19 protein-coding genes are annotated in these 22,276 nt (G+C 62.0%); 7 read left to right on the forward strand and 12 right to left on the reverse strand.

The features are described 5' to 3' along the window. The first annotated feature begins 62 nt into the window (after nt 1-62). Both MAIT1_RS21800 and MAIT1_RS06315 read left to right on the forward strand, forming a co-directional pair. Entirely contained in the window at nt 63-1,196 is a 1,134-nt protein-coding gene (locus MAIT1_RS21800) for a calcium-binding protein (RefSeq protein WP_158089341.1), read from the forward strand. A gap of 153 nt (nt 1,197-1,349) precedes the next feature. Then, nucleotides 1,350-3,410: a serine/threonine-protein kinase gene (locus MAIT1_RS06315; protein ID WP_085441450.1), complete on the forward strand. Its 2,061-nt coding sequence runs from the start codon at nt 1,350-1,352 to the stop codon at nt 3,408-3,410. A gap of 60 nt (nt 3,411-3,470) precedes the next feature. Here MAIT1_RS06315 and MAIT1_RS06320 read toward each other — a convergent pair whose 3' ends face one another. Together MAIT1_RS06320 and rfbB are read right to left on the reverse strand one after the other, a co-directional pair. Continuing rightward, the gene (locus MAIT1_RS06320; RefSeq protein ID WP_158089342.1) at nt 3,471-4,481 is read right to left on the reverse strand and encodes a polysaccharide deacetylase family protein; all 1,011 of its coding nucleotides are present in this window, start codon (nt 4,479-4,481) and stop codon (nt 3,471-3,473) included. A gap of 66 nt (nt 4,482-4,547) precedes the next feature. Next, nucleotides 4,548-5,600, reverse strand: a complete 1,053-nt coding sequence (gene rfbB, locus MAIT1_RS06325) for a dTDP-glucose 4,6-dehydratase (RefSeq protein ID WP_085441452.1) — start codon at nt 5,598-5,600, stop codon at nt 4,548-4,550. A gap of 195 nt (nt 5,601-5,795) precedes the next feature. Here rfbB and rfbA point away from each other — a divergent pair, with 195 nt between their 5' ends. Next, on the forward strand, nt 5,796-6,704 hold the full coding sequence (rfbA, locus tag MAIT1_RS06330; RefSeq protein ID WP_085441453.1) for a glucose-1-phosphate thymidylyltransferase RfbA: 909 nt from the start codon (nt 5,796-5,798) through the stop codon (nt 6,702-6,704). Between the two features lie 14 nt (nt 6,705-6,718). On the opposite strand, the gene MAIT1_RS06335 is transcribed toward rfbA, so the two are convergent. The 3 genes from MAIT1_RS06335 to MAIT1_RS06345 are packed head-to-tail and all read right to left on the reverse strand — an operon-like array spanning nt 6,719 to nt 9,918. Beyond that, the gene (locus tag MAIT1_RS06335) at nt 6,719-7,438 is read right to left on the reverse strand and encodes an acylneuraminate cytidylyltransferase family protein (RefSeq protein WP_085441454.1); all 720 of its coding nucleotides are present in this window, start codon (nt 7,436-7,438) and stop codon (nt 6,719-6,721) included. Beyond that, nucleotides 7,435-8,574, reverse strand: coding sequence for a glycosyltransferase (locus MAIT1_RS06340; RefSeq protein WP_085441455.1), 1,140 nt, complete (start codon nt 8,572-8,574; stop codon nt 7,435-7,437). The genes MAIT1_RS06335 and MAIT1_RS06340 overlap by 4 nt, the downstream gene beginning before the upstream one ends. Next, entirely contained in the window at nt 8,575-9,918 is a 1,344-nt protein-coding gene (locus MAIT1_RS06345) for a glycosyltransferase family protein (RefSeq protein ID WP_143814697.1), read from the reverse strand. A gap of 298 nt (nt 9,919-10,216) precedes the next feature. Between MAIT1_RS06345 and MAIT1_RS06350 the strand changes: the two genes are divergently transcribed. From MAIT1_RS06350 to MAIT1_RS06360, 3 genes are all read left to right on the forward strand, one after another. After that, nucleotides 10,217-10,984 (forward strand): aldolase/citrate lyase family protein, encoded by a 768-nt coding sequence (locus MAIT1_RS06350; RefSeq protein ID WP_158089343.1) that lies wholly within the window; start codon nt 10,217-10,219, stop codon nt 10,982-10,984. Further along, on the forward strand, nt 10,984-11,640 hold the full coding sequence (locus MAIT1_RS06355; protein WP_085441458.1) for an NTP transferase domain-containing protein: 657 nt from the start codon (nt 10,984-10,986) through the stop codon (nt 11,638-11,640). Before MAIT1_RS06350 ends, MAIT1_RS06355 begins: the two co-directional genes overlap by 1 nt. A 383-nt stretch (nt 11,641-12,023) precedes the next feature. Continuing rightward, nucleotides 12,024-13,748 carry a B12-binding domain-containing radical SAM protein gene (locus tag MAIT1_RS06360; protein ID WP_158089344.1) on the forward strand — a complete coding sequence of 575 codons (1,725 nt, stop codon included), beginning with the start codon at nt 12,024-12,026 and terminating at the stop codon, nt 13,746-13,748. A 648-nt stretch (nt 13,749-14,396) separates the two neighbouring features. On the opposite strand, the gene MAIT1_RS21805 is transcribed toward MAIT1_RS06360, so the two are convergent. The 7 genes from MAIT1_RS21805 to MAIT1_RS06390 all read right to left on the reverse strand — a co-directional run bounded on the left by MAIT1_RS21805 (nt 14,397) and on the right by MAIT1_RS06390 (nt 21,253). Further along, nucleotides 14,397-14,558, reverse strand: coding sequence for a hypothetical protein (locus MAIT1_RS21805; RefSeq protein WP_158089345.1), 162 nt, complete (start codon nt 14,556-14,558; stop codon nt 14,397-14,399). A 77-nt stretch (nt 14,559-14,635) separates the two neighbouring features. Further along, entirely contained in the window at nt 14,636-16,915 is a 2,280-nt protein-coding gene (gene clpA, locus MAIT1_RS06365) for an ATP-dependent Clp protease ATP-binding subunit ClpA (protein WP_085441460.1), read from the reverse strand. 15 nt (nt 16,916-16,930) lie between these two features. Then, nucleotides 16,931-17,242: an ATP-dependent Clp protease adapter ClpS gene (gene clpS / locus MAIT1_RS06370; protein ID WP_085441461.1), complete on the reverse strand. Its 312-nt coding sequence runs from the start codon at nt 17,240-17,242 to the stop codon at nt 16,931-16,933. 37 nt (nt 17,243-17,279) lie between these two features. Beyond that, nucleotides 17,280-17,726 (reverse strand): hypothetical protein, encoded by a 447-nt coding sequence (locus tag MAIT1_RS06375; protein WP_143814698.1) that lies wholly within the window; start codon nt 17,724-17,726, stop codon nt 17,280-17,282. A 41-nt stretch (nt 17,727-17,767) separates the two neighbouring features. Beyond that, nucleotides 17,768-19,450 carry a DNA repair protein RecN gene (gene recN, locus MAIT1_RS06380; RefSeq protein WP_085441463.1) on the reverse strand — a complete coding sequence of 561 codons (1,683 nt, stop codon included), beginning with the start codon at nt 19,448-19,450 and terminating at the stop codon, nt 17,768-17,770. Nucleotides 19,451-19,454: 4 nt separating this feature from the next. Next, nucleotides 19,455-20,345 (reverse strand): NAD(+) kinase, encoded by an 891-nt coding sequence (locus tag MAIT1_RS06385; protein WP_158089346.1) that lies wholly within the window; start codon nt 20,343-20,345, stop codon nt 19,455-19,457. 2 nt (nt 20,346-20,347) lie between these two features. Continuing rightward, complete coding sequence (locus MAIT1_RS06390; RefSeq protein WP_085441465.1) at nt 20,348-21,253, reverse strand: ATP-binding protein; 906 nt, start codon at nt 21,251-21,253, stop codon at nt 20,348-20,350. A 210-nt stretch (nt 21,254-21,463) separates the two neighbouring features. On the opposite strand from MAIT1_RS06390, the gene folE2 reads away from it, so the two are divergent. Next, entirely contained in the window at nt 21,464-22,273 is an 810-nt protein-coding gene (folE2, locus tag MAIT1_RS06395; protein ID WP_143814752.1) for a GTP cyclohydrolase FolE2, read from the forward strand. Nucleotides 22,274-22,276: the final 3 nt, after the last annotated feature.

The following is a 22,276-nucleotide window of genomic DNA, read 5'->3' on the forward strand; positions in this document are numbered from 1 at the left end:
ATCTTGATTCCCACCTGGGAGTTGAAACCGCCGACGGCGTTAGCAGCCTGAGCGCTGACGACGTGACTGCGATGCCTGACGGCAATGTGGTGGAATCCAATATGGGCGATCTGGCGCCAATGGACATCTCCGCCACCGCAGCCGACGGCTCGGAGGATATGTACTTCGTCGTCAGTGACGTGCCCGACGGCGCGGTGCTGGCGGTGGGAGTGGATGAGAACGGTGACATCGTCCAAGCCGGTATGAATGGCGGCGACGGCACCTGGATTGTCTCGGCCGATGAGATCGGCGACCTGATGATCCTGCCGCCGGAAGGCGTCAGCGGAGGTGAAGGGTTCGATATGACCGTCACCGCCGTGACTGTGGAGGATGATGGAGCCATTAACTTCGACAGCAGCGTCAGCTTCAATGTGACGCTGGATGATTCCTACGGTGAGGATGGCGCGCGTACCGGCGCCTCCATGGAAGGCGGCGGCGAATCCACTACGGTGGTGATCGCTGACGGCGACCTGCCGGAAGGGGCGATGCTCTCCGAGGGCGTCTACAACCCGGTGAGCGAAACCTGGGTGATGACCGGCGAAGAGGCCGACGCCCTGGAGATCCTGGCGCCGGATGACTACGACGGCGGCGATCTGGAAGTGCCGATGACCACCGTCACCACCAGCGACAGCGGTGAGGTGAGCAGCGATGAGGTCAGCTTTGACGTGGATGCCGACGAACTGGGCGTGGCGGAGAACGATGCCGACGTGACCATGATCGACGGCGGAACCGGCGACGATGATCTCACCGGAACCGGTGGCGATGACTGGATGATGGGCGGATCGGGCGACGACCAGCTGGAAGGCGGCGCCGGGGATGACATCTTCGAAGGCGGCGCGGGCGACGACTTCATGGTCGGCGATGCAGGCAACGACCTGTTCATCTTCGGCATGAACGAGGGCTCCGACTTCATCAGCGGCGGCGCCGGGTATACCGACGTGATCCGCATGGACGGCATGACTGAAGATCCGGTCATGGGTCTGGATGATGTGGGTAACTGGACCATCACCACTGAGGATGGCTACAGCTACGTGCCGGGTGAAGGCGCTGATGATATGGACTCCATCGTCTTCGACGAAGGCGATGCGGCAGGCACCATCACCTTGGAGGATGGCACCGAGATCGACTTCGATGGCATCGACAAGATCATGTGGTAACCACGCCTCTTAACCTCTAGCAACTTGAAGCCCCGGAGATGCGAATCTCCGGGGCTTTCTCTTTTTTGCGGCGCAGGATGTGCTACTATCTGGCGCGGGTTCTACCGGCCATGGGCATGGCTGTGGGTTTCTTCTTGAGGAGTTCTCTGACTGATGGCCAGACCTTCGTTACCGGTGGGAACGGAAATCGGCGACTACCGCATCGAGCGACTGATTGGGCGAGGCTCGTATGGCCTTATCTACGCGGCGCAGGATCAGCGCGCCGGGCGGCAGGTGGCGCTGAAGGAGTTCTATCCCCAGCAGTATGCGCGGCGCACAGAGACGGGCCGCGTGGGGCCTAAAAGCGGATCGGAGAAGATTTTTCAGATCGATCTGGAGTTGTTTGAGATCGAATCGAACCTTTTGCATGGCGTCGCCCCAATTACCGGCATCGCTGCGCCCACAGGGTATATTCAGTCTGAACTGGGCGGCTTTCACAGTATGCCGTTGGTGGATGGCGAGAGCCTGCTATCGCGCAGCGATCGGCGTAGTTTGGGCGAGGATGAGATCGCGCAACTGGCAGCCGAACTCCTGCGGTTGACCGATTGGTTGCATGCGCAGGGTATCCTGCACCTGGATATTAAGCTGCACAACGTGATGTTTGATCGCCAAGGCCAGGTTTGGCTCAGCGACTTCGGCGCCGCCGTGCGCCTTGATGAGACGGCGCAACGCGATGAGCCGTTCATTATTACGGCTGGGTTCGCGCCGCCGGAGCAGGTGTGGGGCGAGGGCGAGCAGGTGGGGGTGGAGGCTGATTGGTATGGCGTTGGCGCCACGCTGCATACCTGTTTGGCCGATTTTCGTCCGCCGGATTCCGACTATCGCCATCGTTTGGTGCATGAGCGGCGTGAGCCGGATCCTCTGGTCGAAGTGGGACCGTTGGCGCCGGGGATGCCACAGGCGTTATTGGATGCCGTGCGGGGTTGTTTAAGTTTAGAGCGTAAAGCGCGCCATCAGGGGGTTGAGGCGTTGCGTACGTGGCTGCAAGAGCGTGGGCAAACGGAGAGGGCTGGAGATGCGGTTGTCGCCGCGCGCCGGGCGGGTGATCTTGCCTGTCTCGAAGAGAACTGGACGCAGGCGCGCGATGGCTATGAAAGCGGCGCACAGGTGGGAGACTTGCCATGTCAGCTTGCGCTGGCATGGATCTATGATGAGGGCAACACCACGCTCAATGATGAGTCGGCGGCGCTGGAGGTCTATGGCAAAGCGGCGGATCAGGGGCGCCCGTTGGCGCTCTATCGCGTTTTTCGGATTTTGGAGGAGCGTGAGGAGACGCCGCTGGCTTCTGCGGAGAAATATCTGCTCAAGGCGGCGGATGCCGGTTACTTGCGCGCGGTGCGAGAGGTGGCGCGGCGCTGGGTGGAGCATGAGGGGAGCATTGATTGGGAAGTGGGTCACGACATGCTGTGGAGAGCGGCGCGTATGGGCTCGGTGACCAGCCAATACTGGTTGGCGGAGTGGCTCGACGATGAGGAGCGTTGGGAAGAGAAGTGGCGCTGGATGACCCATGCGGCGCAGGGCGGACGGCGGCGTGCGCAATTGGAGCTGGGGCTGGCCTATTGCAGCGGCGCTCATGGCGTGGTGGCGGTCAATCCCAAGCAGGCGCGGCGCTGGTTGGAGAAGGCGTGGAACAATGGCTTGAGCGAAGCGGCGGCCCCGTTGGCGGATTTGCTGGCAAGAGGCGCAGGGGGGGCTTGCGATTTTCCCCGCGCCATTGATCTGCTCTCGCGCATTGAGAAGTGGAGCGGTTCGCGCGCCGCCTATGGCATGGGCATGGCCTACTGGCGCGCGCGTCGACCGCACTATGATCCGTTCACCGCCCGGCAGTGGTTTGAAAAAGCGGTTGAGCGGGGCTCCAAGCCCGCGCTGCTGGCCTTGGGCGAGATGTGTCAGGATGGCGTGGGCGGGGAGCAGGATGTTGAACGCGCCGCCCGCTGCTTTGAGCGCGCTGCCGAGGCTGGCTTGTTTGAAGGCGATTATGCGTTGGGTCGATTATTGGAAAAGTTGGCGCAGAGCGGCGATGATCCACGCTGGGCGCAGGCCAAAGGCCATTATGAGTCCGCTGCTGGGCAGGGGCATGAGGAGGCCGCCAAACGTCTGCGCAAAATGGCCAAGAAAGGCGATGAGTGGACGCGGGTTGAACCGCGTGGCAAGCGCAAACGGCGCAAAAAGTAAGCCTGATCCGTCCGTGCCTCATCGCGTGGGATGGATGAGGAAGGGGCGCTTTTGTAGACGTCATCGGGCGCGCACCGCTTGTTTGAGAAACGTTTCCAACCCTGATAGTTTCGCCTTGAGTACATAGGGGCGCGTTTCGGTTATGGGCAGACACAAGCGCGGAATGGCGAAGTCGCTCTGCTCGCCTTGAGCCCATGCGGGACGCTGGGGCGTGTTGAGGAACCCCATGGAGAACGGGCTGCGACGGCACGCCTCAACCACACGAGAGTCGACTTCACGCAAGCCGCCAAACGGATAGCTGAACTCATCGCAATTGCAGTGTTGTTGGTAGAGTTGCGCGCAGCGGGCGAACTCTTGCGCGATGGCGTTATCATCCAGGGTCGCCAACGGCCGATGATCCCAGCCATGGCAGGCGATGCGATGGCCGCGCGCGGCCAGGGATTTGAGCGTATCGCGGGGCATGGGGGTGAAGCGCAATCTTGCCATATCGTCGGGCATGTCTAAGTGGGCGAATGGCGCCAGCGCATCCAGGGCGGGCGGCAGTTTGCGCCAAAGGCTCGGGTCGGCGCAGGCGGCGTCATAGAGTCGCGAGAAGGCGGCTTGACGTTGGGCCTTGTCGCCAAGAGTCAAATCGACCCCCAATGGGGTGTAGGCGCCTGCCGGGGCGTAACTGACCCATTGCAGAAGTTGGTCCACCGCCAGGGTTTCGCCTGCGCCCTGCAGCGGTTCCAAGGGGACGAAAAACACCCCGCGCAGCCCCATCTCCTCCAGGATTCCGCCCGCCACCTCGCCTTGGTTTTGGTAACCGTCGTCAAAGGTGATGCGACAGTGGCCAGCGTGCTCGGACTCTACGGTGATGGGGAGACACTGAGCGATAACGCGCACTTGCGCGGCAAAGGTGGAGGCGGCGTGGGACATGCCCAGGTGCGGCGTATTGTCGAAGATCGCATCGGGCAGCACGTTGTGGTAGGTGACGTGCAGCGTGCGTCGTCGATTGAGAAAGAAGAACAGACCCGTGACGCCGAACCAGGCGCACAGCCGGTAGAACAGATCCAGCAGACGATGCTTCATAAACGATCCCCTTCGGCCCATGCGTTTGGCGCGCCCGCCGCGCCCGCGTGGCGTCGGGCGCACCGCTCAATAGCGTGGCGCGTACCAATCCACGGTGTCGGCCAAACCCTGCTCGAAATTTGTGGTGGGTCGCCACCCCAACTCTGCTTGCGCGCGCTGGAATGAGACCGCATAGCGCCAGTCGTGACCTAAGCGATCCTCAACAAAGGTGAGCAATTTCTCATGGGGGGCGTTGTCTGGGTAGCGCACATCCATCAAATGACAGATCTTACGCGCCACTTCGATATTGGGGCGCTCGCAGTTACCGCCGAAGTTATAGCTGCGCCCTGTCTGCCCTAGACGCGCGGCGCGGTCGATGCCGTGGCAGTGATCCTCCACCCACAACCAGTCGCGAATATTGGAGCCGTCGCCATAGATGGGGATCGGTTGTTGATGTCGACAGGAGCGGATGACGGTGGGCAGAAATTTTTCGTCGTGCTGGCGCGGGCCGTAGTTGTTGGAGCAGTTGGTGATCACCACCGGCAGGCCGTAGGTATGGAAATAGGCGCTGGCCAAGTGGTCGGCGCCGGCCTTGGTGGCGGAGTAAGGCGAGCGCGGGTCGTAAGGGGTGGACTCCTCAAACGGTGAATCCTCTCGGGTGAGCTGCCCATACACTTCATCGGTGGAGACGTGGACGAAGCGGCGCTGATCCGCCGCCACACTCTTGCCGTCGGCGCTGAGCCAAGCCGTGCGCGCCGCCTCCAGCAGCACGAAGCTGCCGACAAAGTTGGTCTGAATGAAGGCCGCCGGACCGCTGATGGAGTTGTCCACGTGGCTCTCGGCGGCGAAGTGGATCACGGTGTCAAACTTGTGCCGGGCGAACAGGTCGGCCACCAGCTTTGCGTCGCAAATATCCCCTTCCACAAAGCTCAGACGCGGATTTTCCCACACTTCCTGCAGATTCTCTTTGCAGCCCGCATAGGTGAGTTTGTCCAGCACGCATACCAATAGCGTGGGGTGGTTGTCCAACATCACACGCACGAAATTGGAGCCGATAAACCCCGCGCCGCCGGTGACCAGCATCGACAGCGGTTCATGAGGCGTTGGCGCCTGGGGCGTGGCGTCTCTGGGCGGGGGCATGGCGAGGACTCTCCTTGTCGGTGCGGCCTGCACGCAGCGCTGATCTGCATTAAGCGCATTATTGTGCCCAGGGAGGAAGAAGATGTCTATGTCCACCCGATGGGTGAGCAGGGCAAATGCCAAGCTGCTGGCGCCAACCCTGCTAAGCATAACGTGTTACCCAATCAGACACGGCGAGGCGCGCCACATCACGGAATGTCTTCACAGCATGAGGAGCAAAAGATGAAGGGGATCATCCTGGCGGGCGGCAGCGGCACTCGACTGCATCCCATCACCCGCGGGGTGAGCAAACAGATGCTGCCGGTATATGACAAGCCGCTGATCTACTATCCGCTCTCCACTCTGATGTTGGCGGGGGTGCGCGAAATCCTCATTATCACCACGCCGCAAGACCAGCCCCGTTTCGTGGACCTGTTGGGGGATGGCGCGGAGTGGGGGGTCTCATTGCAATACGCGGTGCAGCCCAACCCAGACGGTTTGGCGCAGGCGTTTTTGATTGGCGAATCCTTCGTTGGCGATGACTCGGTGTGTCTGGTGCTGGGAGATAACATTTTTTACGGCGAAGGGCTCACCAGCACGCTGAAAAACGCCGCCAACAAGCCCGATGGCGGGCGCGTGTTCGCCCACTATGTGCGCGATCCGCAGCGCTATGGCGTGGTGAGCTTTGACCAATCCGGCAAGGCGACCCATCTGGAGGAGAAGCCCTTGGCGCCCAAATCCCACTACGCTGTGCCGGGCATCTACTTCTACAGCAATGACGTGATCGAGATTGCGCGCAGTCTCAAGCCCTCGCCGCGCGGCGAGTTGGAGATCACTGACGTCAATCTCCACTATCTCAACGCCGGGCGTTTGCACGTGGAGATGCTCTGTCGCGGCAGCGCGTGGTTTGATACCGGCACCCATGAGTCGTTAATGGAGGCCGGACAGTTCGTCTATGCGGTGCAGAAGCGGCAGGGGTTGATGATCGCCTGTCCCGAGGAGATCGCCTGGCGACGCGGCTACATCGACAATGCGCAGTTGGCGCATCTGGCCTCAGAGCTGAGCAAGAGCGATTACGGCGTCTACTTGCAAGGGTTGCTGGATCAGACGATGCCGCTGCCTTGAACGCGTTGCGGCGCTCAGGCGACCCCGTTCTCCCGCAACCACTTTTCAGCGCGCAGCAGATCCTCCGGCTCATGTACGTCGATGCTCTGGGGAATCTCCAAAGAGGCGACGCGCTGCCCCATAAAGCCCCATGGCGGCTCCCCTTGCGGCCCGTTGAGCAGGGTCTCGGCGCGCAGGGTCCAAAAGTTGTGACAGAGGAAAAAGCAGGGCGGCAGATCTTGTCGGTTGCTGGAGACGTCGGCGTCGCCATGATCAAAGAAGCTGCCCAGCAGCCCATCCTCACGCAGGGTTTTGGCGCGGAATGGGTGGTGATCCTGATCGCGAACAACCGGCGCTACGGCAGTCAACTCCGGGTCGCTCAACAGCATCTGCACGCTCTGGTCGATCCATTGCGGCAGAATGGTGGGGGCATTGGCCAGGATCACCACCAGGATCTCCGGCGTGGCTCCGGTGCGTTGTTGGATCTCCGCCATCCCGTGCAGCAGGGCGTCCACATGGCGCGCGGTGGGCGCAGCCAAGGCGTCGGGGCGGCGGATGGGCGCATACCCTTCGGCCTCAGCGGCGGCCAGAATCTTGGGGTCTTCACTACTGGCGAAATGGGCGGTGACGCTCTGCGCCTGTTTGCCCGCCCGCGCGCCGTAACTGAGCAGAGGACGGCCCAGCAGCTGTTTGACATTTTTGTCGGCCAAGGTGTTGTTGCCTCGGCCTGTGAGTAATGCGGTGACTTGGCTCATGCTTCCTCCGGTTGTGCTGCGCTGATGTCGCTCATCTGGCGATCCAGCCACGCCTCCCACTGTGGGGCGACCTGCTCCCAGCTCCACTCTTGCGCCATGCGCGCGCCCTGGGCGCCCATTTCGCGCGCCAGTTGCGGCGTGTTGATCAACTGCCCCACGCGCGCGGCCAATTGCTCGTCATCCTCAGCCAGGAAGCCGTTGAGACCATCCTCAATGGAGGGCGGCTGGTAGTTGATCCGCGCCACCCCGGGCAAGCCGCACGCCACCGCCTCCTGCAGCGATTTGGGATTGCCTTCAGACTCGGATGTCATGACAAAAATATCCGCCTGGCGCAGAAGGTCGGCGACCTGTTGCGCCGGGTAGGGGCCGGGAAAGGAGAGGTTCCGCATCTCCAGCTCCTGCGCTCTGCGCCGGAGCGCGCTGCGTTGGTCGCCGTCGCCGACCCAGATGAAATCGGCCTGTGCATAGCGTTGCGCCAGGGCCAGGAACAGGCTGGGGCGCTTGTTATCCCCATTGAGGTTGCCCACGCTGACGACCTGAGGCCGCGCATTGACGGCCTTGCTGGACGGGGGGTGAAACAGTGTGAGATCAACACCCAGGGGCAGGACGTCAATCTTGTCGCCATACTGCACGCGCCCCATGCGCGCCAGGAACGGAGAAATTGCGGCGATGCGGTCCGCGCGCTGCATCTGGCTGTCCCAGTTGTCCAGACGGCGTCCGCGCATGCAGTAGACCTTATGTCCGTTGTGCTGCGACAGCAGGGCTTCGCGTTGGGCGTCGCCCGCCAGCCCCTCCAGCGTCGTGACCACGGGGGTGCGGGGGCGTAATCGCTTGAGCAGCCGCACCGCCAGCGTCGCGGTGCTATCGAAGTAGTCTGGGTAGAACACCAGATCCCAGGGTTGGTTCAGATACCGCCACAGCGCGCGCGCGCGCCACAGCCTGTCGGCGCCCAGGTCGATGAGCGTGATGTGCGGATTGTCACGCGCGTGGGGGGCGGCTTGGTGATGGTGGAAGGCGTGTACGTCGAAGCGGTCGTAGCGCCAGTGACGGGTGAGCGCTTTGGCGTTAAGCGACTGCGCATTGGTGTTGTCGCGATCCAGGCTGCGCGCCAGCAGAATGCGTCGGCGACGCGCCATTCAATGCACTCCGGCAAACAGATCGGCGTGCGCCTTCTGAGCCGACTGGGGCGACTCCAGCGCCTGCTCCAGGGTCAGTTTATCGGCGGGCCAGTGCAGGACGTGATTGAGATGGGGGAAGCAGTAGTCGCGGGTCTCCATATGTTGTTGGGGGTACAACGTAATGGGGATGACTCCCAGAAACAGGGATTCCAACAGGGTGGTGGAGAACCAACTGACGACGAACAGCGGACTGAGCCTCTCCATGGCGGCCAGGAAGCTCGGGTCGGAATCATCCAGCGTGATGTGAGGGAAGTTGCGGCTCCAGAAACTGCGATCCTCGCGCGGGTGCGGACGCACGATGACCTCGACTCCGCGCGTCTGCGCCCAGTTGAGAAAGGCGCCGGTCGTCTGTGCATAGTCATCGCGCTGAAACGACGGGGTGTCGAAGATGGAGGTGAACAGCACCTTGCGGGTGAGCAGACGCGGCGTCCAGCGAATGGGTTCGATCAGTCGGACGTTAGGGCTCTGGCCCACCTGACGCACGAACTCCGCTTCGGCCTGGGAGTAGACGCGCCACTCGTCGAGCGGATAAAAGTGGTAGCCTTTGCGCAGCCAGCCATGTTCGCGAAACGAGATCGGTCTCAAACCGTGTTGGGAGAAGATCCAGGCGAACTGGTTGGGGGTGATGGTGCGCGCCGATGCATACGGCGCGCGCGCCAGTTGCGCCGCACAGGCTTGGGCCAGCCCAGCCATGGCTCCAAGGCGTGAAAAGACCGCCATGGCCAAGCCGGGCGGGATGCCGGTTGTTTGCGCAAAGGCCACAGCATCTGCCGGGATCTTAAGCGCATAGGCGCGCATCTGCCTGACGACAGGCCCAAGGCCAGGCCGCAATAGGTGCAGAAAACTGTCCGGTTCCGAATCCCGCGCGACAAAAACAGTCTCGCCGGGCTCCTGCTGGTATTCTGCCAGCAGATCCTTCTCATTGCCGGCGCCGCACCCGATGAAGAGACGCCAAGGCTCACCATTGCGCGGGGCGGGCGCAGTCGTCCGTCGTTTGGCGCGGGCGCGCCATTGCAGCAGCAATATCAGGCTCAGAATGGAGAGCAAGAGAGGGAGCAATATGTTTGGGGTTCGCTCCAGCACTCCGCCAATGCGGCGGGTGCGGGGGCCAATGTGCTCCGCCACAGGCTCCTGATAGGTGGCGGCCTGGATCAGATGCTGATCAAACAGAAACGCTTCATCAACGCCCGCTTCAATGAGTCTGCGCTTGAGCCGGGTGGCCGGATCGTTGGCGGCGTCGGGCAATGAACCGGAGATCTCCCCATGGCGGCGCGACAAAGGAGGGGGGGCTGATGGGCGCATAGGCGGACGGTTCCGACGCAATAGGGCTTTTGCAGAACAAGAAACGGGTGTGTTGCGGATCGTTGCGCCGCCAGAAGTTCGGATCGAGGGGAACCCGTTTTCGAGTGATTCCTTAAGATCTTAGCATGGCGCATGCGGCGGGAAAAGCGTAAGCTGGAGTTACGCAAGGAATCCCCTGTGCCGTTCCCTGTTGCGCCGAGTCGTCCCTGTCATCGCCTCAGGGATGCGGCTTGACCGAGTGCGGCGCAGCGACTCGGCCGCGTTGCGCCGTTTCACGTTGTCGAACCGGAGAGAGCGAATGTTTGGCGCCGAAGGAAGACTCTACGAGCAGTTGTGTCTACTGCGTGATGAATTTGGGTTGGAAGGGGTGAAAGCCGAGTATGAGGCGGAAGGCTCGAGCTTTGCCGATCTGGTCAGGTTGCGCCGGGTCACGCTCAAGGCGGGCGTGCCGATGTTTCTTAAGATTGGCGGGCCGGAAGCGGTGAGCGACATTCGCAGCGCGCTGGAGGTGGGCGTCGATGGGTTGATTGCGCCCATGGTGGAGAGCCGTTTTGGGCTGAAGAAGTTCGTCGCCGCCTACCATAAGATCTATGGCGATTACCGCATCCACCTGTCGTTTAATCTGGAAACGCGCAATGCGGTCGAAGAGCTCGACGACCTGCTGGAGTTTGCGCCCGGGCGAGTGGACAATGTCACTGTGGGGCGGTCGGATCTGGCCGCTTCGTTTGAGCGCGAAGAGGTGACGCCGGATAGCGCGTTCATCCTCGATCTGGTCGAATCCGTTTCTGAGCGGATTCTGCCCACAGGGTTGACCATGACCATGGGCGGCAGTCTGTCGCAAATGAGTATGGATCTGCTCAAGCAGCGCCCCAAGCTGTGTGCGGCGGTCTCGCGTTTGGAGACCCGCAAGGTGATCCTGCCCACTGAGAACTTCGTGCACAATCCCAACGCCATCCAGCAGGCGTTGAAATTCGAGGAGCTGTACATTCTCGCCAAGCGCGACGTTCATAACACCTATATCGACGCCGAGATCAACCGCTTGACCCAGTTGCAGAGGAGAAAGTGATGAATGTTGCGGTGGTGGTGCCCGCGTTGCAGTCCAATCGCTATCACCCGGAAGGGGATCTGGCGCTGTTTGGCGATGTGACGCTGTTGGAGTGGAAGCTCTCGCAACTGCGCGAGGCGTTTCCCCTGGACCATATCTATCTTTCCTGCCCGCAGCAGCGGGTGGCGCAGTTGGCGCAGTTCTCCCTCTCCAAGCAGGTGAATCTGGTGCAGCGCCCGGAAGGGCAATCGTTTCTGGATTTCATCGCCAGCGTCTGCCGCATGGCTCCGCAAGAGAATCTGATGGTGGCGCCGCCCATTACGCCGTTTATGGGCGCGGATATCTACAGGCGCGTGCTGGAGGCTTTCGCCAATTTGGGCTCGGAGCATGACTCGGTGGTCACCGCAGTGGAGCTGCGGGAGTATATCTACGATAGCCAGGGCAAGCCGGTGAACTTCTCCTCACTGGTCTCGCGCCAGGAGATCTCGCCGGTGTTTCAGGTGGTCAACGGCTGCTATCTGACGCCCAAGGAGACGCTGCTGCGCAACCACCATCAATATGGCGAGCGCCCTCTGTTCCTGCCGGTGGATCGTCTGAGCGCGTTGGAGGTGAAGACCGCCGAGGATCTGCAGATGGCGCGGGCGTTGCTTCCCAATCATATCCAAACGCGGCTCTAAACAGGGCGTTTTGCGCAGCCGGATCGAACGACCAGTACGCGCTTCGGCGTCGCGAAATAGGCGTATTGACTGGGGCGGGAGCCGATTTGTTTGTGTGCTGCGCAACAACCTGATAGGGAACTTTCCGATTTTACGCGCGTCCCGTTTGTTATGCGGCAAAAATTCCGCTGACCGTTCCGCTCCCTTTGAGCCCGCTCCATGAGCGGGCTATGATGTGACACGCCGTGGATGCGTCTAATTCACGCTGGAAAAGATAGGATCGCAGGTCCGATGGCCGCGCAAGACGATGTGGCCAGTCGCCAACGGCTGTCCCGCTGCTCTTTGCGCAGTGCGGCGTTGTTGGACGAGATGGCGCAAGCGATCTTCACACAATGGTGTCAGACATGACCAAGTTGTTGTTTCTTACCCCCATGCACATTACGTTTGAGTCGTTCAAAAATCCGGCGAATAACGTGCGCTGCATTCAAAAGCAGGATGGCCGCTCCTATAATCTGCCGCCAACCGATCTGCCGTTGGGCTTTCTCTCTTTGAGCGCCTATTTGAAGAAAAGCCTGGATGTGGAGATCCGTCTGTTGGATTTCAACGTCGAGGTGGTCAAGGCGCAGGCGTTTCCGTTTGAGACCTTCCATGACTATGTGGCGGATCAACTCAAGGATCTGGACTTCGATCCAGACATTATTGGCGTATCGTGTCTGTTCAGCCCCTCGTATCAGAACTTTCTCGATACCGGCGCGGCGGTGCGCGCCGTCTATCCGGACAAGCTGATCATTGGCGGCGGCAACGTGCCCACCAGCGCCTATCAGGAGGTCTACTCCGAGGCGCGCGGTCAAGCCTTTGACGCCCTGTGCTATGGCGAAGGCGAGGTCCCGCTGCACGATCTGGTGGTGGCGGAGGATCGCAAACGCTACCTCTCCAACAGCCCCAACTGGATCACCTACAAGAACGCCACCTCGCCGCTGCCGTTTACGCCGTCACATAACTTCATCGAGGATCTGGACGAGATCCCCTTCTTCGATTACGACCTGTGCGATATCGACGCCCACAACGCCAACCTGGTGATCAGCTCATTCGCTTCGGAGAAGGCCAAGCGCAGCTTCCACGTGATGACCTCGCGCGGCTGCCCGTTCAAGTGCACCTTCTGCGCCTCCCATGCGGTGCATGGGCGCGACATGCGCTACCATAGTCTGGAGCGTATCGAGGCCGACTTCCGCATTCTCAAGGAGAAGTATGGCGGCGACACCATGATCTTCCAGGATGACCACCTGATGTCCGACAAGACGCGGGTGAAGGCGATTCTGGACATTTTGAAGCGACTGGAGTTGAAATCGGTGTATCAGAGCGGTCTGGCGCTGTATGCGTTGGATCGCGACATGCTGGAGCACTTTTATGCGGCGGGGGTGCGGCAACTGGTGCTGGCGGTGGAGTCCGGCTCCCAGCGCGTGCTCAAGCAGTTGATGAAGAAGCCGCTCAAATTCAAGGTCACCCAGCAGGTGGCCAAGGATTGCCGTGAGCTGGGCATCTACACCAACGCCAATATCCTCATCGGCATGCCCGGCGAGACCAAGGCGGATATGGACGAGGCGCGTGAGACCCTGCGCGAGTTGGGCTCCAACTGGTTCCACATCAACTGCGCCAGCCCGCTGATCGGCAGTGAGATGCACGAAGTCTCCCGCGAGAAGGGCTATATTCGCGGCGAAACGTTGGGCGCCGACTACAAGGTTGCAGCAGTGGAGACCGAGGACTTCTCCATCCCGTTCATCCAGGAGATGCAGTATTTGATGAACCTGGAGTTGAACTTCGTGCACAACGCCGATGTGAAGTTGGGCGAGTACAAAATGGCCCTGGCCGGGTTCGATAATGTGATCCGCATTAAGCCGGACCATGCGTTTGCGTGGTACTACGGCGCGCTGTGCCATAAGGGCATGGACGATAGGGAATCCTGCGCGGCGTATATGGAGAAGTTCCGCCAGTACGCCAAGGATCCGTTGTGGGCGCGGTACTGTGTGGACTTCGGCCTCGACCCGGAGGCGACGGAGCCGATGCCGCCGCCGGAGAACTATGTGCTGCCGGAACCGGCCATTGCGCCCACAGAGCAAGCGGTGGCGTAAGCAATCAAGCAGATCAGCAAGTAAGAACGGGAGTCCGATAGGGCTCCCGTTTTTTTATCGTAAATCGAAACCAAAACTGCACAGAACGACCAATGTTTGCGTGACGCAGGCTGAGCTTGCGCTAACTATTGGCCGTCGGCTGGCCGACGGCGGGGTGATTCGGGCCATCCATGGTCCTCACCCTTCGGGCTCGCTTGCGCGAGTCCGATTTGGCAATCCTGCCAAATCGTCTGGGGGCTGCGGCCCCAGCGGGTGTGGGCAGCGCCCACGGTGTGGTCTTTGGGAGCTCGAGGGCAAAGCCCTCGATATCTTTTATCTTCCAATCACTATAGTCGCTAGCATTCAAAAGTGAACATATGGGCGCTGAAAGATATCGAGGGCGCAGCCCTCGAGCTCCCAAGATCAACATCCAAACCGTGATTCGGGCCATCCATGGCCCTCACCCTACGGGCTCGCTGCGCGAGTCCGATTTGGCGCTCCTGCCAAATCGTGGGCTCCGCCCACACCCGCTTAAGGGTCACAGACCCTTAAGAATCCCGACAAATTTCCGTTGGAAATTTGTCCCATAGTCAGCGCAAGTTCAGCCTGCGTCACGCAAACATTGAGCGCTTTGGATGTGTGTCATTCTGGGCTCAAGCGACTATATCATCAAAGCCCAAAGCGGCGCAGAAACAGCCGAATCGCCACAATAGCCCCTTGGATGAGCGCCGACTTGCCGCGGGGCGTCAATGAGATGCCCACGCCAAACAGACGCAGCACAAATAGGGCGACCAGAGCGATAGCCAGGAGGATGAGCGCCAGACGAAGCATGGGCGAGCGGTCGCGCGGGAAGGCGAGGGGGCGGGATGCGGCGCGCCCTCGGATGAGAGCGCGCCGCGTTCAAAGCATTACGCCGGTTCGGTGGCGTGGATATCCAACTTGAGCTTGTCTTCCTCTTCATCGATGCGCACGGTCACCGAGCCGCCGTGGGCCAGCCCGCCGAAAAGGAGTTCGTCGGCCAGCGGCTTGCGGATGTGCTGCTGGATGATGCGGTCCATGGGGCGGGCGCCGTTCTGACGGTCGTAGCCCTTCTCCGCCAGCCAGCGGCGGGCGGTGTCGTCCACATCCAGAGTGACCTTTTTCTCCTCCAGTTGGGTCTCCAACTGCACCAGGAACTTATCCACCACACGCAGAATGGTGTCGCCCTCCAGGTGACCGAACTGCACGATGGCGTCCAGACGGTTGCGGAACTCCGGCGCGAACAGCCGCTTGATCTCCTTCATCTCGTCGCCGTGATGGTTCTGCGAGACGAAGCCCATGGAGGGGCGATCCAACTCCTGCGCGCCCGCATTGGTAGTCATGATCAGAATCACGTTGCGGAAGTCCGCCGGGCGGCCATTGTTGTCGGTCAACTTGCCGTGGTCCATCACTTGGAGCAGCAGGTTGAACACGTCGGGGTGGGCCTTTTCGATCTCGTCGAGCAGCAGCACGGCGTGGGGTTGCTTAGTCACCGCGTCGGTGAGCAGACCGCCCTGATCGAAGCCCACATAGCCCGGAGGCGCGCCGATCAGACGCGAAACGGTGTGGCGCTCCATGTATTCGCTCATGTCGAAGCGAATCAGCTCCATGCTCATCTCATGGCTGAGAAGACGCGCCAGTTCGGTCTTGCCCACCCCGGTGGGACCAGCGAACAGGAAGGAGCCGGTGGGCTTGTCGGGATTGCCCAGACCGGCGCGGGAGAGCTTGATGGCCTGACAGATCTTGCCTACGGCCAAATCCTGACCGAACAGGCTGAGTTTCAGGTTGCTGTCCAGGTTCTTGAGCACTTGGCGGTCATCGTGGGAGACCGAACGCGGCGGAATCCGCGCCATGGAGGCGATGACGGTCTCGATCTCTTTGACGCCGATGGACTTTTTGCGCCGCGACTGCGGCAGCAGGCGCGAGGCGGCGCCGGCTTCGTCGATGACGTCGATGGCCGAGTCCGGGTGCTTACGGTCGGTGATGTGACGCGCCGACAGCTCGGCGGCGATCTGCAGCGCCTGCGAGGTATACTTGATGCCGTGGTGCTCCTCGAAGCGGGTCTTGAGCCCCTTGAGGATCTTCACCGTTTCGATCAGCGACGGCTCCTGCAGGTCGATCTTCTGGAAGCGGCGCGCCAGGGCGCGGTCGCGCTCGAAGATGGTGCGGTACTCATCGAAGGTGGTGGAGCCGATGCAGCGCAGCTCGCCCGACTGCAGCATGGGCTTGAGCAGGTTGGAGGCGTCCATGTTGCTGCCGGAGGTGGAGCCTGCGCCGATCACGGTGTGGATCTCGTCGATGAACAGGATTGACTTGGGGCGCTCCTTGAGCCCCTTGAGCACCGCTTTGAGACGCTGTTCGAAGTCGCCGCGGAATTTGGTCCCGGCCAGCAGCGCGCCCATGTCCAGGGCGAAGATTTCGGCGTCGGCCAGCACTTCCGGCACGCCGCCCTCCACCACGCGCAGGGCCAAGCCTTCGGCCAGATGGGTCTTGCCCACCCCGGCTTCGCCCACGTAGAGGGGGTTGTTCTTGCGCCGACGACAGAGAATCTGCAGCGTGCGCTGAATCTCGCGATCACGGCCAATCAGGGGGTCGATCTCGCCCTTGGCGGCGCGCTCGTTCAGATTGACCGTATAGGTCTCCAGCGGGTCGGCTTTGGACTGTCCGCCGCCCTCTTCGCCGTGGGCCCCTTCGCGCCGCGCATCGCCATCCTCATGGTGATCGTCATCGGCGCCTTCGTCGCCGCCGCCGTGGGAGATGATGCTCTGGATGTCCAGCTTGCTGATGTTCTGCTTCTCCAGGAAGTAGACCGCGTGGGAGTCCTTCTCGGAGAACATCGCCGCCAGCACGTAGGCGCCGGTGACCACCTGGCGTCCGGCGGACTGCACTTGGTAGACCGCGCGCTGAATCACGCGCTGGAACGCCACCGTGGGGGTGATCTCCACCAGATCCTCTTCGGCTTCGGCGGTGGGCACGTTTGCGGTGAGGTGGCCCTCCACGTCCATGGCCAGGCGCTGCATGTCGCAGCCGCAGGCGATGAGCACGTCGCTCACTTCGGGGTTGTCCAGCAGCGCCAGGAGCAGATGCTCCACGGTGGCGAACTGGTGCCGACGCTCCTGCGCGCTCTTAAGGGCTTTGTTGAGTGAGGCTTCCAGATGTTTGCTGATCATTGGCGTATACCCGCTTCAGTTGGGCTCGATCCGGCATTTCAGCGGATGTCCGCTGTTGCGCGCGTGCTGGTTAACCTGGGTCATTTTGGTTTCTGCGATCTCTCGCGGGTAGACGCCGCACAGCCCTTGGCCCTGAGTATGGACGTTGAGCATGATGCGGGTGGCCTCCTCTTCGTTCTTGCGGAACACGCGCATGATCAACTCCACCACAAACTCCATGGGGGTGAAATCGTCATTCAGCAGCAGCACCCGATAGAGGGGCGGTTCGGTAACCTTCTGCTGTGAGCGCGTGAGCAGCTCGGTGTCTGGCGCGTTGTGTCGGCTCATATCAATTGTGCGTCAATTGGCGATTAAAAAGCGCCGGTTAAGTGTGGTCAACGGGGGAGTCGCCCCGGTGCAGATTGGGATTGAACAGCGCCTTGGCGGGCATTTTACGCGGCCCGCCCTTGGGCGGTTCGGGCGGTTCGGGCAGCTCCAACGCTTTGGCGGCGGCGCGGCGCATATAGTGCGTCACCGCTTCATGAGACATCAAACCATCCAGAATCGCCTGACTCAAGGGCGCATAACCGATCCAGTTGCGCACGCCGTCGGCGTCGGCCTCCACGAAGCCCACGCCGATCATGCGCTGTTTCGGGTCGGTGGAGCCTTCGCGAATCTCCACCCGCAGCTTGGCGATGCCCTGACCTTTTTGGTCGGGGAAGGTCCAGCCATGCAGGTGGATGCTCAACGCCAGACGCGGGGCGTCGTCGTCGATGGGTTCGTAGATCTCCGGCAGGATCTCGGTTTTGTTATCGAAATAGATCTCCAACACACACTCCTTGGCCGTGCTTGTCTTAACTCTGGCAGGGCGGCTTACCCACGCAGTTTGCGCGCATCGGCCACCAACTCCTGGGCGTTGTCGCGCGCCTTATCGGTGATTGTATCCCCGGCCAGCATGCGCGCCAACTCCTCGATCTGTTCGGCGGGGGTCAACTGGCTCACGCTGGTGCGCGTGCGTTGCCCCTTGGCCGTCTTCTCCACCTTCATGTGGTGCTGACCGTGGGCCGCCACCTGGGGCAGGTGGGTGATGGCCAGCACCTGCCTTCCTGTGGCCGCCTGCGCCAGCTTGGCGCCGATGGCCGAGGCCACGCGCCCGCCCACGCCCACATCCACTTCGTCAAAAATCAGCGTCGGCACGCTCACCGCGTCGGACAACTCTGTCTTCAGAGCCAACATCAGGCGCGCCAGTTCCCCGCCGGAGGCAACTTCTTTCAGCGGCTTAAGCGGTTCGCCGGGGTTGGCGCTGACCAGAATCACCGCCTCTTCGCGGCCATTGGCGCGGGGATCGCCGCCCTTCTCTTCGAACGCGACGTCCACCCGGGTGCGCCCCATATGCAGCTCCTTGAGCTGCTTTTCCACCCCTTTGACCAGCTTGGCGGCGGCTTTACGGCGCGAAGCGCCGAGCTTGGACGCCGCCGCATCATACTCTTGGACACATTTGGCGCGCCGTTTCTCCCACGCGGATTGATCGCCGTCCAGATTGTCCAGCGCATCCAGCTCGGCGCGCCAGCGTTCGGCCAGCCCCTCCAACTCGTCGGAGTCGCAGCGATGCTTGCGCGCCAGCTTGATGATCAGGTCCAGGCGCTCCTCCAGATCCGCCAGTTGCGACGGGTCCAGCTCCAGGCCGTCACGATAGTGGCGCACCCGTTCGCTGGCGGCTTCCAACTCATAGTGCAGCGAGCGCACGCTTTCGGCGATGGGCTCGATGGCGGCGTCGATGGCGCTGGCGTCCTCCAGCTCGCCCACGGCGCGATTGGTCAGCTCCAGCGCCGCCCCTTCGCCCTGCTCCAGCAGCTCCAGAGCATTCTCCATGGCCCGCGCCAGCTTCTCGGCGTGACTCAAGCGGGCGCGTTGGGACTCCAGCTCCGCCTGTTCGCCCGGGCGCACCCCGGCGGCGTCCAGCTCCTCCAGTTGATAGCTGAGAAAGCCGCGGCGCTCATGAGCCTGCTGGGCGTTGTCCTGAAGTTCGCGCAGGGCGCGGTCGGCCTCTTTCCATGCGGCATAGAGATCGCGCACGCCCTGGGTCAGCGCCGGGTGGGCGGCGAACTGATCCAGAATCGTCAGGTGCGCCGAGGCGTGCAGCAAGGATTGGTGATCATGCTGGCCGTGGATATCCACCAGCAGATCGCCCAGCTCCGCCAGCGCCGACACCGGCGCCGGGGTCTCATTGATATACGCGCGAGTGCGGCCATTGGCGCTGATCACCCGACGCAGATGCAGATCCTCCTCCGGGTCCAGATCCAGGTCGCGCTCGGCCAGCCATTGGCGCGCCGGATGCTCTGGCGGCGGGCGAAAACGCCCCATGGCCATGGCTTTGTCGCAGCCGGCGCGTAGCAGCCCGGCGGCGGCGCGCTCGCCCAGCACCAGCCCCAGGGAGTCGATGAGGATCGATTTGCCTGCGCCGGTCTCGCCGGTGATGACGGTCAGCCCGGCGTCAAAATTGAGGTCCAGCCGCTCGATCAGCGCTACATTCTCCACCACCAATTGACGCAGCATGGGGTTATCCTTCAGCGTCCGGGGCGACGGCCTGCTCGGTCCAGCGCAATTTGCGCCGCAGCAGCTCGTAGTAGTTGCGTTCGGGGGGGTGAATCACTTGCAGGGGGTAGTCCCCGGCGCGGGCGACGATCTCATCGCCGTCGGCCAGTTGCACGCCGATCTGGCCATCCACCGTGAGCAGGCGGTCGGCGCCGTCGTTGGGCAGTTTGATGCTGATCTCCACATTGCCGGGCACCACGATGGGGCGGTTGCTCAGGGTGTGCGGGCAGATGGGGGTGAGCACAATGGCGTCCATCTTCGGGTGGATGATAGGGCCGCCAGCGGACATGGCGTAGGCGGTGGAGCCGGTGGGCGTAGCCAGGATCAGGCCGTCGGCGCGATTGGCGAACACGTGCTGGCCGTCGATGGAGACCTGAAACTCCATCATGCGCGCCAAATGCCCTTTGTGCGCCACCACGTCGTTGAGGGCGGCGTAGCTGGAGACCTCGCCGTTGTGACGTTTGAGGAACGCCTTGAGCATGGTGCGCGACTCCACCCGGTAGTGGCCGGAGAGCACCTGCTCGAGGGTTTCGAACATGGCGTGGTGGGGCGTTTCGGTGAGGAAGCCCAGCCGCCCCATGTTGACCCCCAGCAGGGGCGCGCGCCAGCGCACGGTGGAGCGCGCGGCGCCGATGAAAGTGCCGTCGCCGCCAATCACCACCATCAGGTCCAGCCCCTGGGCCATGATGTCCTGTTTTTTGCGCACCGCCACCGATTCCGGGATCCCCGCCGCCTCGCCGCTGGTGGGGGAGACCACCACCGAAAGGCCGCGCTGATGCAGCCAATGCGCCAGCTGGCCCATGGCCACCAGGGCTTGGGAATCGCTGCGTTTGGCGATGATGCCGATGTTGCGCACGCTCAGGGCTCCGTGTTCTCAGGGCTGATTGACCCCGTGGCCAATTGGCCGGTCAGGTCGGTGATGAACTGTTGCGCCACCCGGCCGCTGCGCGCGCCGCGGGTGCGCGCCCACAACAGGGCGCGCCGCTCCAGTTCGGAAATCTCCAGCGACAACTGTAACTTCTGCGCCTGATGTCTGACAATGGCCAGATAGTCGTTCTGATCCATGGGGTGGAACCCCAGCCACAGGCCAAAGCGGTCGGAGAGGCTGATGCGCTCCTCCACCGTCTCCTCCGGGTGTAGCTGGCCGTCGTCGCCGGGGGCGTCCACCGAGAAGCGGCGCGGCATCAGGTGGCGACGGTTGGAGGTAGCATAGAACAGCACATTCTCCGGGCGCGCCTCCACGCCCCCCTCCAGGGCCGCCTTGAGCGCCTTGTAGGAGACATCATCCTCTTCGAACGACAGATCGTCGCAGTAAAGCAGAAAACGGGCGGGCAGGGGGCGCAGTTGCGCCATCAGCTGCGGCAACTGGTCCAGATCCTCCTTGAGAATCTCCACCAGCTTCAGGCCTTGGTTGGCCAACTGCGTGGCTGCCGCCTTGACCAGAGTGGATTTGCCGGTGCCCCGCGCGCCCCACAGCAGAGCGTTGTTGGCGGGCAGTCCTGCGGCGAACTGGGCGGTGTTGCGCAGCAGAACATCCTTGGCGCGGTCGATGCCCAGCAGGTCGTCGGGGTTGCACATGGCGGGGGTGGAGACCACCTCGATGACCCCCTCCAGCGGATTTAATCGGCGCCAACGGAACGCACGGGAATGGCTGAGGGTCTGAAGGGGCAGGCCGCGCGCCGGCGTGGCGCGATCCAGCCAGCGTTCGATGCGCTCAAGCAGTCCCAGCCATCGTCTGGCGCTGATGGGAAACAGCGTGTTCACGTCGATTCTCTTTAGTCTGGAAAGATTTGGATGGAGAAACGGCCAAGCGGCGCCTTTCGCCGCAACCGCTTTTGACTTTATACTAACGCCCGCACGAAAGCACCGGCGGATGGAGAATGCGCAGCGCCTCGCGCGCTGTTGGCCATTCGCCGCGCTCTTTTGCGCAACCCAATAGAGATGACTCTCATGGACGAAAAAGTGAGCAATTTGATGCCCGACTGCTGTGACGCCTCCGCCGACGCCCTGCCCGATATGCAGGCCTCTCGCGACACCCGCCGTCTGCCCATCGATAAAGTGGGCGTGAAGGGCATTCGCCACCCCATTGTGGTGAAGGATCGCAATCGCGGCGCGCAGAACACCGTGGCCGATATCAACATGACGGTGAATCTGCCGCACCACTTCAAAGGCACGCACATGTCGCGCTTTCTGGAGGTGCTGGCCGACCACGACGACGCCATCTCGGTGGAGAATCTGCCGGATCTGCTGACCAAGGTGCAGGAGCGGCTGTCGGCCCACGAGGCCCATATTGAGATGACCTTCCCCTACTTTATGCGCAAGGAGGCTCCGGTCTCCAAGCAGGCGGGATTGATGGACTATCAGGCGCGCTTTGTGGCCTCCAAAAAGGGCGATGAGTTTCTCATGACCCTGGGGGTGGACGTGGCGGTGACCTCGTTGTGCCCCTGCTCCAAGGAGATCTCCCAGTATGGCGCGCACAACCAGCGCTCCCTGGTGAGCCTGAATATTCAATCCAACGCATTCGTCTGGATTGAGGAGCTCATCGAGCTGGTGGAGGCCAACGCCTCGTGCGAGCTCTACGCCATCCTCAAGCGTCCTGACGAAAAATACGTCACCGAGCGCGCCTATGAGAATCCGCGCTTTGTGGAGGATATGGTGCGCGACCTGGCCGAAAAGCTGGACGCCGACGCGCGCATCACCTGGTTCTCCGTCGCCTCGGAAAACTTTGAATCGATTCACAACCACTCCGCCTACGCCTTCATCGAAGGCGGAGAAGCACGCTAATAA

The sequence above is a fragment of the Magnetofaba australis IT-1 genome (genome assembly GCF_002109495.1).
Classification (GTDB): Bacteria; Pseudomonadota; Magnetococcia; order Magnetococcales; family Magnetococcaceae; genus Magnetofaba; species Magnetofaba australis.

What these genes read in the sequence shown, in the direction of transcription:
- MAIT1_RS06315 (WP_085441450.1), top strand. Translation starts at nt 1,350, where the DNA reads ATGGCCAGACCTTCGTTACCGGTGGGAACGGAAATCGGCGACTACCGC.
- MAIT1_RS06320 (WP_158089342.1), bottom strand. Translation starts at nt 4,481, where the DNA reads ATGAAGCATCGTCTGCTGGATCTGTTCTACCGGCTGTGCGCCTGGTTC.
- rfbB (WP_085441452.1), bottom strand. Translation starts at nt 5,600, where the DNA reads ATGCCCCCGCCCAGAGACGCCACGCCCCAGGCGCCAACGCCTCATGAA.
- rfbA (WP_085441453.1), top strand. Translation starts at nt 5,796, where the DNA reads ATGTCTTCACAGCATGAGGAGCAAAAGATGAAGGGGATCATCCTGGCG.
- MAIT1_RS06335 (WP_085441454.1), bottom strand. Translation starts at nt 7,438, where the DNA reads ATGAGCCAAGTCACCGCATTACTCACAGGCCGAGGCAACAACACCTTG.
- MAIT1_RS06340 (WP_085441455.1), bottom strand. Translation starts at nt 8,574, where the DNA reads ATGGCGCGTCGCCGACGCATTCTGCTGGCGCGCAGCCTGGATCGCGAC.
- MAIT1_RS06345 (WP_143814697.1), bottom strand. Translation starts at nt 9,918, where the DNA reads ATGCGCCCATCAGCCCCCCCTCCTTTGTCGCGCCGCCATGGGGAGATC.
- MAIT1_RS06350 (WP_158089343.1), top strand. Translation starts at nt 10,217, where the DNA reads ATGTTTGGCGCCGAAGGAAGACTCTACGAGCAGTTGTGTCTACTGCGT.
- MAIT1_RS06355 (WP_085441458.1), top strand. Translation starts at nt 10,984, where the DNA reads ATGAATGTTGCGGTGGTGGTGCCCGCGTTGCAGTCCAATCGCTATCAC.
- MAIT1_RS06360 (WP_158089344.1), top strand. Translation starts at nt 12,024, where the DNA reads ATGACCAAGTTGTTGTTTCTTACCCCCATGCACATTACGTTTGAGTCG.
- MAIT1_RS21805 (WP_158089345.1), bottom strand. Translation starts at nt 14,558, where the DNA reads ATGCTTCGTCTGGCGCTCATCCTCCTGGCTATCGCTCTGGTCGCCCTA.
- clpA (WP_085441460.1), bottom strand. Translation starts at nt 16,915, where the DNA reads ATGATCAGCAAACATCTGGAAGCCTCACTCAACAAAGCCCTTAAGAGC.
- clpS (WP_085441461.1), bottom strand. Translation starts at nt 17,242, where the DNA reads ATGAGCCGACACAACGCGCCAGACACCGAGCTGCTCACGCGCTCACAG.
- recN (WP_085441463.1), bottom strand. Translation starts at nt 19,450, where the DNA reads ATGCTGCGTCAATTGGTGGTGGAGAATGTAGCGCTGATCGAGCGGCTG.
- folE2 (WP_143814752.1), top strand. Translation starts at nt 21,464, where the DNA reads ATGCCCGACTGCTGTGACGCCTCCGCCGACGCCCTGCCCGATATGCAG.